Below are 13,184 nucleotides of genomic sequence, written 5' to 3'. Positions count from 1 at the left end.
GCTCCACACTGCCTGCTGACGCCGGATCTCGATGCAGTAGACCTATAACCATGAGTCGTGAGAACAAGACTGCCGCCACGCTGACCATCCCGGCGGGCGACGTGACGATGGTGGCCGACGCGTACGGTGATCCGGCGGACCCGCCCGTGGTGCTGCTGCACGGTGGCGGCCAGACCAGGCACTCCTGGGGGTCGACAGCAGCGGACCTCGGCGGCCAGGGCTGGTACGCGGTCACCGTCGATTTGCGGGGACACGGCGAGAGCAGCTGGTCGCCCGACGGGTATTACGGCCTCGATCGTTTCGCCAGCGACGTGACCCGGGTGGCCGACTTCCTTGGCCGCCCACCGGTTTATGTCGGTGCGTCGCTGGGCGGCAACGCCTCGCTGGCGGCGATAGGGCTACGGCCAGACCTCGCGCTCGGCCTGGTGCTGGTGGACGTCTCGCCGTTCCTACAACCGTCGGGAACAAGCCGGATCCGCGATTTCATGGTCTCCCATGCCGAATCCGGGTTCGCCACGCTCGAGGAGGCCGCCGATGCCGTCGCGGCCTATGTTCCGCATCGTCCGCGACCGCGCAACCTCAATGGGCTGAAGAAGAACCTGCGGGAGCGCGACGGGCGGTGGTACTGGCACTGGGACCCTGCGTTCATGGCGGCACCCACCGACCAGGCGGTGCAGCGCGACCAACTCATCGATCCTGCGCGCCTGGGCGCGGCGGCCAGGGATCTGCGGTTGCCCACGTTGCTCGTGCGCGGAGGCGAGTCCGACGTGCTCAGCGTCGACGACGCGGTGCGCTTCCTGGAGTTGGTGCCGCATGCGGAGTTCGCCACCGTCGCCGGTGCGCACCACATGGTGGCCGGCGACGACAACGCGGTGTTCGAGGAGGTCCTCGGCGATTTCCTGGAGCGCCGCGTGCGCTCGCGACTCAAACTATTGAGCTGACGCGGCGGGCAGTCAGGCCGCAGATCGCTCGAGAATGTGTACACCACAGGCCGAACCGAGCCCGATCACATGGGCCAGGCCGACGTTGGCGTTTTCGATCTGGCGGTCACCGGCTTCGCCGCGAAGGTGGTGACAAACCTCCCAGATGTTGGCGATACCGGTGGCGGCGATCGGGTGGCCCTTGGACTGCAGCCCGCCCGACACATTGACCGGCGTCGAGCCGTCGCGCCAGGTGGCACCCGATTCGAAGAACTCTGCTGCGCCACCTTCCTCACAAAGCATCAAATTGTCGTAGTGCACCAATTCGGCCGTAGCGAAGCAGTCGTGCAGTTCCACCAGGTCGAGGTCGCCGGGTGCGACACCGGCCTGCTCGTAGGCGATCGCGGCGGCCTTTCGAGTAAGCGTGTTGACGTTCGGCAGCACCTGGCAGCCCTCCTCGTAGGGGTCGGTGGTAAGCACCGATTCCGACACCTTCACCGCGCGCCGCCGCTGTTCTGCCGGCATTGATTTGAGCGTCTCGCCGTTGCAGACGATCGCCGCCGCCGCGCCGTCGCAGTTGGCCGAGCACATCGGCCGGGTGTTCGGGTAGGCGATCATGACGTCGTTCATGATCTGCTCGAGCGTGAACCGCTTCTGATACGCCGCCAGCGGGTTGAGCGTGGAATGGGCGTGGTTCTTCTCGCTGATCTTGGCGAACAACTCGAAACTCGTGCCACCGTACTTGTGCCCGTACTCCATGCCGATCTGGGCGAATACGCCCGGCATCGTCTCGGTACCGATCCGTCCGTCCACCGGTGCTACCGCGCCGTAGCGGCCCTTGGGCTCCCAGACATCGCCGTCGTCGGCCTTCCCGCCGCCAGCAAGAAGTCCTGCACCGGAGAGCTTTTCGACGCCGACCGCCATACCGTAGTCGACCTCGCCAGCCTTAACGGACATGATTGCGGTGCGCAACGCCGTCGCTCCCGTGGCGCAGGCGTTGGCCACGTTGTACACCGGAATCCCGGTCTGGCCGATCTGCTTCTGCAGCTGCTGACCGATACTCGCACTGGCATTCATCAGATTGCCGGCGGCCAGCATGCCGATGTCGCCCATGGTCAGGCCTGCGTCGGAGAGTGCCTCCATCGCCGCTTGCGCGGCCAGGTCGACGGTGTCGAGGTCCGGGTGCTTGCCGAACTTGGTCATCCGGATTCCGACGATCCAGATCTCGTCGCTCGCGCTCATCGTCGCTCCTTTGCGGTCTCTGATACTGAGGTCACGCGGCTGGTTCGAAGCCGAAGCCGATCGCCTCGGTTCCATTGGAATCGGTGCCGATCGGGTAGGTGGCGAGCCGCACCTTCATTCCGGTGCGGACGTGCTCGGGGTCCGGCGCAATGTTGACCAGGTTGGCGCGCACCTGGGTGCCGTCGCAGTCCACCACGGAGGCCACGAACGGCACCGGGATGCCGGGCGCAGCGAATGTGACGATGGTGAACGCGCGCACCGTGCCCTCGGTGGGAACCGGGACGGGCCGAAACTCAGTGCCGAAACATCCGGCGCAGGCGTTACGCCGGTCGAAGAACCGAGCGCCGCAACTACTGCATTCCTGCGCGACGAGGTGTGGTTCGCCGTCGTCAAGTACGAGGTAGTCGACCAGTGGGACCTGCTCAGCCATCAAGACCTCCAATACGCGTTCTGCTGACCGTAGCGGATGCGGGTCCTCCGATCACCGATGATGTCGGTCTCGCGTAACGTTCCGACGTTACCTTCGCGGTTCCCGCGGCAGACCTAGGATCCGCTCGGCGATGATGTTGCGCTGTATCTCTGAGGTCCCGCCGCCGATCAGCAGGCCGAAAGACTCGAAGTAGTCCTCGATTTCGGTCTCGCCGGCGAGCACGGCGAACTTGCGGATCTGATGGTTGAGTTCGGTGGCGATCAGTTTCAGTGCACTGCTGGCCGGGCTCGGCTCGCCGCCGTTCTCCTGTTCGGAGACGCTCTTGTAGAGCAACGCGCGCACGGCGAACGCGTCGTCGGCCAGTTCCTGCAGGCGGTGACGGAGCACGGGGTTCCTGGAGTGTTCCTGCGTCAACTCCTCGACCAACCGTTGCAGCCCGACGATCGTTGCGGCGAACGCGGTGCTGCGTTCGAACGACAGCGTCGTGGTGGCGACCTTCCAGCCCTCGCCGACCCGACCGAGCACGTTCTCCATCGGAATCCGGGCGTCGTCGAAGAACACCTCACAGAACTCCGGCCTGCCGGTGATCGCGGTGATCGGGCGCACGGTGATGCCCGGTGTCCGCATGTCCGCGACGGCGTAGGTCAATCCGCCATAGCGGTCGTCGGGGTCGGTGCGCACCAACAGTTCGCACATGTCGGCCTGCTGCGCGCGGGTGTTCCAGCGCTTCTGCCCGTTGACTACCAGGCAGCCGTCCTCGACGACGGCGCGGGTGCTGATCGCGGCCAGATCCGATCCCGCTCCCGGCTCGGAAAAGCACTGCGCGAACAGCAGATCGCCGTTGAGAATGCCCGGCAGCCAGCGCCTGCGCTGGTCGTCGGTGCCCTCCGCGATGATCGTCGGGCCCGCGTGTGACAGGCCGACGAAGAACGGCTCACCTCCGCGCCCGCCGGCGCGCTGATGCTCCTCGTGGAAGATCAGCTGCCGCAGCGGGGACGCGCCCTGCCCGCCGTACTCCACCGGCCACGCGATCCCCGCCAGCCCGGCCTGCGCCAGCCGCTTCTGCCACTGCCGTTGAGCAGCAAGGTATTCGGCGTCCTCTCCGGCGGACGTCGACACGGGCAGCGCGGGTGCGGGGTTGGCAGCGAACCATTCGTGCAGCCGGTCACGAAACTCCGCGTCGGTCAGCGCCGAGAGGGTGACGGTGCTCATCGTGACTGGCTTTCGACCAGGCGCGCGACCTCGTCGCGATCGACCTTGCCGGTGTCATGCCGGGGGATCGCCTCGACGACGACCACCCGCCGCGGAAGTTCGTAGGCGGCGAGTCGGGCGCGCAAGGCCTCGCGGATTGTCTCCTGATCGCCGGTGGCGCCTGACTGCAGCACCACGGCCGCGACGGGCACCTCGCCCAACCGCTCGTCGGCAATGCCGGCGACCGCGGAGTCGGCGACCCCGGGCAGGTCGTTGAGCGCCGCTTCAACCTGGGCCGGATAGATGTTGAACCCACCACACACCACCATGTCGCGAACGCGGCCGACGACAGAGAGAAACCCGTCGGAGTCCAGCTTGCCGAGATCGCCGGTGCGCAACCACTTTCCGGGGTTCGCGGGCCGGCCGTCGGCACCCAGGTACCCCGACATCGCCGAGGCGGCCCTGGCCGCGATCTCACCGACCTGCCCGGTCGGCACCGCGGCGCCGTCCGGGTCGAGGATGGTGACGTCGACTCCCGGTGCGATGCGGCCGACGGTGCCCTCCGGCCGCCGCCCCGCCGCGACGTCGGACGGCCGTTCGAATGCGATCGCGCCCGCGAACTCCGTCTGACCGTAGTTGCGCAGCACCGGGACGTCGTACTTCGTCTCGAAGGCGATGCGGGTTGTCTCCGGGAGCGCCGCGGTTCCGACGATCACGTTGTCGACGCCAGGCAGCTGCGCGTCAGCGCCGGCCTGCACCATTTCCCACACCATCGCGGGCGTCATGCCCAACGTCCCGATTCGATAGCGCTTGGCCAGGTGGAACACCTGCTCGGGGGAGAACTTTTCGACGATCAGCGCAGGCTTGCCGAGCCACCAGGCCGTCATCGTGCCCAACAGACCGCCCATGTGGGCGATCGGCACGAAGACCACCCGCGGTCCGCGGGCGGGGTCACGCGGCGCACGGCCGTCCTCGGGAAGACCGTTGCCGGTGGCGATTCCGACCAGCGACCCGCGAAGCGCCGAAAACGTCAGCGACGCGCCCTTGGGCGTTCCGGTGGTACCCGAGGTGAACATGACCAACGCTTCGCCCGCCGGCGCGGGATCGTCGGCACCGGTTTCGACCACGTCGACGTCGAGGCCGACGGCCACGGGCGACAAATGGCCCGAGGCCGCGGTCTCCGATGCGCGGCGGTGCACCTCGGTATCGGGCACCATCGTGCTGGCGGTGACCACCGAGCACCCGGCCTGCCAGACGGCGTGTATCGCCACAAGCGACGCCGCGTTGTTGCCGAGCCTGGCCAGCACCCGGGTTCGCGGCACGAGGCGGGATGCGACAGCGTGGCTGGCCGCCGCCAGTTCGCCGAAGGTGTAGGAGCAGTCGTCGACGATCAGCGCCGTGCTCGACGGTGCCAGCGCCGCGCACCGGTCGAGGAGGTTCTGCACACCCTTTCCGGGACCCGTCGTGTTCGGCAACGACGCCGCGTTCATGCGGTACCTCCCTGGTGAGCCCGTGGATTCAGTAAGACCGTACGAGCCACCGCTGCCCGGAGTACACCGCTTCGTGCCCGGTGTGGCGAAAGCCGAATTTTCGGCGAGAACGGGATTTGCTTCCGAAAGGCGGCCGCCGGGTTGCGCCCCCAGCCGCCGACCGAGTTGTCTGATGATGTGGACTTCGCCATGGACGGCGACGTGGTCGCGCTCGTCGACTCCGTCGCGGACTTCTTCGAGCGGCGGCAGGACGCGAAGACGATCGCCGACGCCACCTCGACGTCATCGCCCGCCGATCGCCGACGCTGGTCCGCGCTGTGCGAGATGGGCCTGCCGATGTTTCGGATACCTGCGCCCGACGGAGTGGGCGCGGGCCTTCTGGAGGCCACCGCGCTCGCGGAGAAGACGGGTGCGGTGCTGCTGCCCGAGCCCGCCGTCGAGTCGATCGTGCTGGCCCGCGCCCTGAGTTCGCACCCGCAGGCCAACGGCCTGCTCGACGGGGTGTGCAGTGGGGCGCGCATCACGGCGTTGTGCGGCGCCGATGGACTCGAGTTTTGCGGGGACGGCGGCCTGAGGGGGCAGGCCCGCGTCCCCGACGATCTGAGCGACGCCGTGGCGTTCATCGCGCGCGACCACCACGCAGAGGCGCCGGCGGTCGTCGTCGTCGACAGGGCAGAGCTGCCGACGGCGGACCGCCGCGCGGACCTCGATCCCACCCGACCCGTCGCCGAGTTGACCGTGGATGGGGCCGAGCCGTCCGACGTGCTCCCGCTCGACGAGCAGGAGGTCGACGACATCCGGCGTGAACTCGCCGTTCTCACAACCGCTGAACTCGTCGGTTCCATGCAGAGGGTGCTCGCCGAGACCGTCGGCTACGTCACCGAACGCGAGCAGTTCGGCAGGCCCATCGGCGGCTTCCAGGCCATCAAGCATCGGCTGGCCGACATGTATGTCGCCACCGAACAGGCCCGTGCGGCCGTGCAATACGCGGCGATCGAGTGTGCCGAACGCGGCCTGTCCGCGGCAACGGCGGTGGCATCGGTCGCCAGATGGGTGCCCCGGTCGGCGATCAACCTGTTCGAGGCCGCAATCCACCTGCACGGTGGCATGGGCTACTCATGGGAAGTCGACGTGCACCTGCACCTGCGCCGCGCGCTGGCCACCCACCATAAGATCGAAACCTGAACTGACAGGAGCACGCAATGACCCAGACCACGGACAAGACCGCCGAGGATCGTTTCGAGGAGGCGACGTCGTCTGAGATCGACGACACCGATATCGCCAAAGACCGTGCCGCGCTGGGGGTATGGGCTGCCTCGCGCACCCAGGAGCTGCTGTCCACCGCGACGCCCGAGGCCATCCGCAACTTCGCGCACGGTGTCGGCGACGACAACCCGCTCTACACCGACCCCGCCTACGGGCAGACCACCCGGTGGGGCGGTCAGGTCGCGCCGCAGATCATGGCCGCTGTGCTCAACGCGCCGTTGCGCGGCGACCGGCTGCCCAAGGAGCTTCGTGGCGGCAGTTACCGCGGGATTCACGCGTTCGTCTCCGGTGGCACCTGGGAGTGGTACCGACCCGTCTACAGCGGCGACACCCTGTACAGCTTCTCGGGCCTCGAATCGGTGGAGGAGAAGGCATCCGAGTTCGCGGGGCGATCGATCATCCGGGTGCTGCGCGATGTGAAAATCAACCAGCACGCGGACGTCGTCGGCGTGTACCGCACCCTGGTCATCTACACCGAGCGTAAGAAGGCCCGCGAGAAGGGCAAGTACAGCACCATCGAGGAACCGTCCTACACCAAGGACGACATCGCCGCGCTCGACGAAATCTATGCGGCCGAGACTGTGCGCGGCGCCGATCCCCGGTACTGGGAGGACGTCGTCGTCGGCGAGGAGATGGGCAAGATGGCCAAGGGGCCGCTGACCACCACCGACATGATCGTCTTCCATGCGGGTGGCTACGGTTTCGTGCCCTACGGGCTCAAGACCAGCCGGCTGGCATGGAAGAACCGGCAGCGAATCCCCGCGTTCTACATCGACAACGAATACGGCGTTCCCGACGTGGCGCAGCGCGTGCACTGGGATTCGGAGTGGGCCAAGGCGATCGGCACTCCGCGCGCATACGACTACGGCGTGCTGCGCGAATGCTGGATCCACCATTTCCTCACCGACTGGATGGGCGATGGCGCCTTCGTGGTGCGCCAGCACGACGAGATCCGCAAGTTCAACTACCAGGGCGACATCCAATATCTGACAGGAAAGGTGGAGGGCAAGCGTCAGGAGGACGGGATGGCGCTCGTCGACGTCGCCGTCGAGGTCCGCAACCAACGCGGCGAGACCACCGCCCAGGCCGACGCCACCATCAGCCTGCCTAGCCGGGAAGGCGGTGTCGCGATGCTTCCCGAGGTGCCCCAGGATCTTCGGCGAGACGCGATGCGCATGTTCGACCGGCACGGCGAACTGCTGAGGAGTCAGTCGTGACCGACGCGCCGATCATCGCGGCGTCGGAGGGAGCCGTGCTGACCCTGACCCTCAACCGCCCGGACAAGGGCAATGCGCTGCGGAAGGACGACTGCGCGGCGCTGCTCCAGCAGATCAAGGCGGTCGACGGCGGCGGCGACGTGCGGGCGATCCTCATCCGCGCGGAGGGCCGGCACTTCTGCACGGGGGCGGATCTGGTGTCCGCCAACGCCGATCGGGGCAAACCGCGCATCGGACAACTGAGCCGCGGCCTCGAGGCCGGCGCCCACGGGCTGATCGCCGCCATCTGGAACTGCCCGGTGCCGACCGTCAGCGTGGTGCAGGGCAAGGCGATCGGACTGGGCCTGCATCTGGCCGTGGTCTGTGATTTCGTCCTCGCGTCCAGCGAGGCCTCGTTTGTCGAACTGTTCTGCAAGCGAGGGTTTTCCGTCGACAGCGGGGGATCATTCCTGCTGCCGCGGCTGGTCGGTGTGCGTCGGGCCCGTCAGATGTTGTTCCGGGGCACCCCCGTCGACGCCGACACCGCCGCCGCGTGGGGGCTGATCGACGAGGTCGTCGCACCCGAAACCCTTGACAGCGGGGGCGCCGCGTTGGCGGCCGAACTGGCTGCCGGGCCGACGTATTCGCTCTCGCACACCAAGGCGTTGCTCAACAACCCTCCGCTGGGCGGACTCGACACTGTGCTGGCGCAGGAGGCCAAGTCGGTGGAGGCCACCGTGCGCAGCGCCGACTTCAAGGAGGGTCTGCGGTCTTTCACCGAGCGCCGCGAACCCGCCTTCACCGGCGCCTGACTCGACGAGGTCTCAGCGCAGCCCGATCGCCCGGGTGATGAACGGCAGCACGATGTGCTCGAGGTCCTCGCGGGGGGTCGCGCCGCCGAGGGTGGCCTCATCGGCGGTCATGGCCGAGACCAGATAGAAAATCGCCCGCGCATCGGCCATCGGGTCCTCCGAGTGGAACTCGCCGCTGGCGGCACCCTGTTGAATGGCCTCCACGAGCGGTGTCATCATCTGCTGGACGCACGCCTCGATCGCATCGGGGTACTCCGGCAGCAGTTGGCGCCAGTGCGATGCGAACAGCGAAGACGGCTTGGCCAGTTCCGCGCGGTATGCCATGTCCATGGTGGCGGAGATGAACGCGCGAACCTTGTCCGACGGTGTCGCGGCGGCATCGGTCACCCGGCGCAGGTTGATCGCCGCGCCACCGAGCTCGTACTCCAGCAGGGCCAGCAGCAGGTCGCTCTTCTTGTCGAAGTGACGATAGAAGCTGCGCGTCGACAGTCCCGCCTGGCGCAGCACGCTTTCCACCTTGAAACCCCACCATCCGCTGCGCTGAAGCACCGCCATGGCGGCGTTCAACAACCTGGTGCGCTCGTCCTGGGACTTCTGTGTGTCCGCGGCCCGGCCGGAACTGGTGGTCTGATCGCCGGTAGCCGATGGCATCGCACCTCCCGTTCACTGGCTCCGGCGGCCAGCGTAGTACCCGGCGGTGAAGTCCGGTTTTCACCGACTGCTCTGGCCCTCATGATAAATCCGCGGATACCGTGACCCAATGGCTCTCGACGACCGGATCCGGCGAAAACTCACCCTCCCGGCCATCTGCGCCCCCATGTTCCTGGTGTCGGGCCCGGAGTTGGTGACAGCGGCATGCCGGGCCGGCCTCGTCGGCGCACTGCCGAGACAAAATGCCCGCAGCACAGACGTTTTCGAGAGTTGGCTACGCGAGATCCGCAGCGAGTTGGACGCCCATGCCGAACAGAACCCCGGCGCACGTGTGGGTCCGCTCGCGGTCAACCTGGCCACCCGGTTCGACGCGGACGTCCTGACCGCGGAACTGGACCTGTGTGCGCGCTACGGCGTCGAGATCGTCATCTCTGCTCAAGGGAACCCCGCCGAACTCACGAAGCGCGTACATGATTGGGGCGGGGTGATTTTCCACGACGTCACGACGATGCGGTTCGCCGAGAAGGCCATCGCGGCCGGTGTGGACGGGTTGACCTGCATCGGAGCCGGTGGAGGCGGGCATTCCGGGACGATCAGCCACCTGGTGCTGATTCCCAAGATCCGCAGCATGTTCGACGGGGTGATCGTGCTCGCCGGCGCGGTGTCCAACGGCGCGGCGATCCGCGCGGCCGAAATCCTCGGTGCCGACCTGTCCTATCTGGGAACGCGTTTCATCGCCACCCGGGAATCGCGCGCGGCCGACGAATACAAGGCCATGTTGTTGCGCGGTACTTCGACCGACCTGATGTACACCCCCGACATCGCCGGTGTGGCGGCGAACTGGTTGACCGAATCGATGTCGGCGGTGGGGCTGGATCCGGCGAATCTGCCGAAACCCGAGCAACGCGGGCTGAGCCATGCGCACCTTCCCGACGGCGTGAAGCCGTGGAAGAACCTGTGGTCGGCGGGTCAGGGCATCGACCTCATCGAGGACATCCCCACGGTTGCCGAGCTGGTCACGCGCCTGCGCCGGGAATACGTGGCGGCGTGTGAGACGCCCGATATGGCCGACGTCGCCCGCCTGGTCGACGAGGCCCTGCAGACGTAGCCGCGAACGACTGCGCGAAAACGCGATTCCGCGTTTTGCCCTGCTCGAAGCCTTGTCAGTGGCCGCCCGCACGCGGTTGTCTAATGGCAACTCCGCTGCCCCCAAAGGAGCAATTGATGCGCAACAGGTACGAGGTCGACCGCGATCCGCTGCTGGTAGAGACGGCGATCGAGAATCCGCAGACGGGGGTCTACGCGAAATACCTGCAGGGGCCGCCGGTCTTCGACCGTGGCGACAACACGCCGCTGATCGTGTCCCGCCACGACGACATCGTATTCATCAACCAGCAGAAGACGGTTCTCGGCAACGGCGACGCCGGCCCGCAGATGGGTGATATGCAGCGGCTGATTCCGCTCGACATCGACGGCGAGGAGCACACCAGGTTTCGCCGTCTGCTGGATCCGCTGTTCGCGCCGAAGTCCAAGACCTCGCAGATCGCCGGACTGGAGACCGAGGTGCGCCGCCTGGCCAACACGCTGATCGACGACTTTGTCGACGCCGGCGAGGTCGAGTTGTACAGCCAGTTCTGCACCCCGCTGCCGACCGTCATCTTCGTCAGCCTGCTGGGGCTGCCCGCATCCGACCGGCCCTTCTTCCTGGAATTCAAGAACGACATCGTCCACGCGAAAGGTGATTCACCCGAGGCCATCGCCGAGGTCCGGCAGAACGCCGCGATGCGAATGTTCCTCTACCTCAACGAGCAGTTGGATCTGCGGGAGGCCGATCCGGACTCCTACGACGGGTTGCTCACCGGCCTGACCCAGGCCGAGGCCGACGGCGTCAAGCTGACCAAGCAGGAACAACTCAACGTCGCGTTTCTGTTGATGATCGCCGGTCTGGACACTGTCACCGGTGCGCTGTCGCTGATGTTCAGCCGACTGGCCCGCCACCAAAACGAACAACAGGCGGTGCGCGACGATCCGAGCCTGGCGGCGTCCACGGTCGAGGAGATGCTGCGCTTCGAGAGTCCCGTGCAGTGCGGGCACCGATTGGCCACAGAAGACCTGGAGTTACCGTCGGGCTATCAGGTCAAGGCCGGCGATCATCTGCAGGTGCTCTGGGCGGCGGGCAACCTCGACGAGGCGGCACGCCCGGACGCGATGTCGGTGCAACTCGACCGAAAGGCCAACCGGCACCTGGCGTTCGCCAGTGGCATTCATCGCTGCCTGGGCTCGCATCTGGCCAGGATGGAGATGAAGTGCGCGCTGGAGGAGTTCCACAGCCGCGTCAGCGAATACCACCTCAAGCCCGGTGAATCGGTGCGCTACAGCGGTTCCACGGTGCGCAGCGCCGAGTACCTGCCGCTGTTGGTGAAGGCGCGTTAGCAGTCCCTACCGCTGCAGCACCGTCTTGACGCGGACGAACTCGTCGATGCCCGCCTTGCCGCCCTCGCGACCGAATCCGCTGATACCGTTGCCGCCGAACGGAGCCGAATGCGTCATGCACATGGCGCCGTTGACCGCTACGGTTCCCGAGTTCAGTTGCGGGATGAGGCGGTTCACCCGCCTGCTGTCCTGGCTCTGGATGTAGTTGGTCAAGCCGTAGGCCGTGGAGTTCGCGATCTCGACGGCCTGCTCTTCGGTGTCGAACGGGATGATCGAGAGAACCGGGCCGAAGATCTCCCGTTGCGCGAGGTCGCTGGCCGGGTCGACGTCGGCGAACAGGGTCGGCTCGATGAAGTACCCGGATGCCAGTTCGCCGTCCGGCCGCCGCCCACCGGTGACCAGACGACCCGACTTGGCCGACACCGCGGACTCGATGACACCCTGCACGCGGGTGAGCGCGGCCTCGTTGATGAGCGGACCGATATAGGTCGTCATGTCGAGCGGATCGCCGACGACCAGCGATTCGGCGACCGCCCGAACCTGGTCGACCACGTCGTCGTAGACACCCCGCTGGACGAGCATCCGGGTGGGCAGCGCGCAGCCCTGACCGGTGTTGGCCATCGCGAACATGCACGAGAACGGCACGGCCTCAGCGAGGTTGGCGTCGTCGAAGACGATGTTGGCGCCCTTGCCGCCGAGTTCGAACAGCACCGGGGTGAGGTTGTCGGCGGCGCCGCGCATGATCGCCTGGGCGGTCGGCGGGCCACCGGTGAACGACACCTTGTGCACGCCGGGATGACGCACCAGCGCCTCGCCGGCATCCGGACCGCCGGGCACGACGTTGATCACACCGTCGGGGATGCCGGCTTGGCGGGCGAGGTCGCTGAAGATCATCGCGGTGAACGGCGTGGACTCCGCGGGCTTGAGCACGATGGTGTTGCCCGCCGCCAGTGCGGGCGGCAGCTTCATCGCCAGCGACAACAGCGGGGCGTTCCAGGTGATGATGCTCGCGACCACGCCGTAGGGCTCCGGGCGCGAGTAGACGAAGCCCTCCTGCTCGTTGTGGGCCACCACCTCGCCGTTGAGCTTGTCGGCCCAGCCTGCGTAGTAGGAGCACCAGGCGTAGGCGGAGTCGGCGAACTGTGCCGCGTACAGCGCGGGCATGCCGTTCTCGACCACCGAGAGTTCTTGCCACTTGTCGTAATCCCGCACGAGGGTTGCGAATCTCATCAGGATGTCGCGCCGGTCCGCGCCGGTCATCTGCTGCCAGGGTTTGAGGGCCGCGGTCGCCGCCGCGACCGCCGCGTCCACCTCGGCGGAGCCGGCCAACGGAATCTCGGCCTGAACCTGACCCGAGGAGGGGTTGACGTGTTCGTACACGCCACCGGAGCCGGCCGACCGCTCATCGGCGCCGATGATCAGCTTCACTTTCGGCAGGACCCGCGCGGCGGTCTCTGCGTGGCGTGCGGTCAGGGTGCCGTCGACAGTTTGCATGTGCTCACAGTACGAAGGGCAGGCATGCCCATCCAGGTTCTTCGCAGCATCGGTTTGAG

The 13,184-nt window shown here is 67.0% G+C and carries 12 protein-coding genes; 6 read left to right on the top strand and 6 right to left on the bottom strand.

The genetic code is table 11. The features are described from left to right. Nucleotides 1-50 precede the first annotated feature (50 nt). Entirely contained in the window at nt 51-941 is an 891-nt protein-coding gene (locus tag ABQE89_RS17075; protein ID WP_448418661.1) for an alpha/beta fold hydrolase, read from the top strand. 12 nt (nt 942-953) lie between these two features. Here the strand turns inward: ABQE89_RS17075 and ABQE89_RS17070 are convergent, their stop codons facing one another. The 4 genes from ABQE89_RS17070 to ABQE89_RS17055 all read right to left on the bottom strand — a co-directional run bounded on the left by ABQE89_RS17070 (nt 954) and on the right by ABQE89_RS17055 (nt 5,273). After that, complete coding sequence (locus tag ABQE89_RS17070; RefSeq protein ID WP_448418659.1) at nt 954-2,162, bottom strand: thiolase family protein; 1,209 nt, start codon at nt 2,160-2,162, stop codon at nt 954-956. Between the two features lie 31 nt (nt 2,163-2,193). After that, the gene (locus ABQE89_RS17065; protein ID WP_448418657.1) at nt 2,194-2,592 is read right to left on the bottom strand and encodes a Zn-ribbon domain-containing OB-fold protein; all 399 of its coding nucleotides are present in this window, start codon (nt 2,590-2,592) and stop codon (nt 2,194-2,196) included. 87 nt (nt 2,593-2,679) lie between these two features. Next, nucleotides 2,680-3,804, bottom strand: a complete 1,125-nt coding sequence (locus tag ABQE89_RS17060; RefSeq protein ID WP_448418655.1) for an acyl-CoA dehydrogenase family protein — start codon at nt 3,802-3,804, stop codon at nt 2,680-2,682. Then, nucleotides 3,801-5,273: a class I adenylate-forming enzyme family protein gene (locus ABQE89_RS17055; protein ID WP_448418653.1), complete on the bottom strand. Its 1,473-nt coding sequence runs from the start codon at nt 5,271-5,273 to the stop codon at nt 3,801-3,803. The genes ABQE89_RS17060 and ABQE89_RS17055 overlap by 4 nt, the downstream gene beginning before the upstream one ends. Nucleotides 5,274-5,450: 177 nt before the next feature. Between ABQE89_RS17055 and ABQE89_RS17050 the strand changes: the two genes are divergently transcribed. The 3 genes from ABQE89_RS17050 to ABQE89_RS17040 are packed head-to-tail and all read left to right on the top strand — an operon-like array spanning nt 5,451 to nt 8,547. Then, a complete protein-coding gene (locus ABQE89_RS17050) occupies nt 5,451-6,458 on the top strand; it encodes an acyl-CoA dehydrogenase family protein (RefSeq protein ID WP_448418651.1) in 1,008 nt (335 codons plus the stop codon). Between the two features lie 17 nt (nt 6,459-6,475). Beyond that, entirely contained in the window at nt 6,476-7,756 is a 1,281-nt protein-coding gene (locus ABQE89_RS17045; protein ID WP_448418649.1) for an FAS1-like dehydratase domain-containing protein, read from the top strand. Further along, nucleotides 7,753-8,547 (top strand): enoyl-CoA hydratase/isomerase family protein, encoded by a 795-nt coding sequence (locus ABQE89_RS17040; RefSeq protein ID WP_448418647.1) that lies wholly within the window; start codon nt 7,753-7,755, stop codon nt 8,545-8,547. Before ABQE89_RS17045 ends, ABQE89_RS17040 begins: the two co-directional genes overlap by 4 nt. 12 nt (nt 8,548-8,559) lie before the next feature. On the opposite strand, the gene ABQE89_RS17035 is transcribed toward ABQE89_RS17040, so the two are convergent. Beyond that, nucleotides 8,560-9,198: a TetR/AcrR family transcriptional regulator gene (locus ABQE89_RS17035; RefSeq protein ID WP_448418645.1), complete on the bottom strand. Its 639-nt coding sequence runs from the start codon at nt 9,196-9,198 to the stop codon at nt 8,560-8,562. A 109-nt stretch (nt 9,199-9,307) separates the two neighbouring features. Between ABQE89_RS17035 and ABQE89_RS17030 the strand changes: the two genes are divergently transcribed. After that, nucleotides 9,308-10,306: an NAD(P)H-dependent flavin oxidoreductase gene (locus ABQE89_RS17030; RefSeq protein WP_448418643.1), complete on the top strand. Its 999-nt coding sequence runs from the start codon at nt 9,308-9,310 to the stop codon at nt 10,304-10,306. A 116-nt stretch (nt 10,307-10,422) separates the two neighbouring features. Next, entirely contained in the window at nt 10,423-11,631 is a 1,209-nt protein-coding gene (locus ABQE89_RS17025) for a cytochrome P450 (RefSeq protein ID WP_448418641.1), read from the top strand. A 6-nt stretch (nt 11,632-11,637) separates the two neighbouring features. Here ABQE89_RS17025 and ABQE89_RS17020 read toward each other — a convergent pair whose 3' ends face one another. Further along, nucleotides 11,638-13,125: an aldehyde dehydrogenase family protein gene (locus tag ABQE89_RS17020; protein ID WP_448418639.1), complete on the bottom strand. Its 1,488-nt coding sequence runs from the start codon at nt 13,123-13,125 to the stop codon at nt 11,638-11,640. Nucleotides 13,126-13,184: the final 59 nt, after the last annotated feature.

Source organism: Mycolicibacterium sp. XJ1819, from assembly GCF_053483675.1.
The sequence above is the reverse complement of the archived record's forward strand: the minus strand, read 5'-3'. Positions and strand labels throughout refer to the sequence as shown.

Excerpts from the sequence above, each read along its gene's own strand:
- ABQE89_RS17030 (WP_448418643.1), top strand. The coding sequence starts at position 9,308 with ATGGCTCTCGACGACCGGATCCGGCGAAAACTCACCCTCCCGGCCATC.
- ABQE89_RS17060 (WP_448418655.1), bottom strand. The coding sequence starts at position 3,804 with ATGAGCACCGTCACCCTCTCGGCGCTGACCGACGCGGAGTTTCGTGAC.
- ABQE89_RS17020 (WP_448418639.1), bottom strand. The coding sequence starts at position 13,125 with ATGCAAACTGTCGACGGCACCCTGACCGCACGCCACGCAGAGACCGCC.
- ABQE89_RS17075 (WP_448418661.1), top strand. The coding sequence starts at position 51 with ATGAGTCGTGAGAACAAGACTGCCGCCACGCTGACCATCCCGGCGGGC.
- ABQE89_RS17065 (WP_448418657.1), bottom strand. The coding sequence starts at position 2,592 with ATGGCTGAGCAGGTCCCACTGGTCGACTACCTCGTACTTGACGACGGC.
- ABQE89_RS17025 (WP_448418641.1), top strand. The coding sequence starts at position 10,423 with ATGCGCAACAGGTACGAGGTCGACCGCGATCCGCTGCTGGTAGAGACG.
- ABQE89_RS17045 (WP_448418649.1), top strand. The coding sequence starts at position 6,476 with ATGACCCAGACCACGGACAAGACCGCCGAGGATCGTTTCGAGGAGGCG.
- ABQE89_RS17055 (WP_448418653.1), bottom strand. The coding sequence starts at position 5,273 with ATGAACGCGGCGTCGTTGCCGAACACGACGGGTCCCGGAAAGGGTGTG.
- ABQE89_RS17035 (WP_448418645.1), bottom strand. The coding sequence starts at position 9,198 with ATGCCATCGGCTACCGGCGATCAGACCACCAGTTCCGGCCGGGCCGCG.
- ABQE89_RS17070 (WP_448418659.1), bottom strand. The coding sequence starts at position 2,162 with ATGAGCGCGAGCGACGAGATCTGGATCGTCGGAATCCGGATGACCAAG.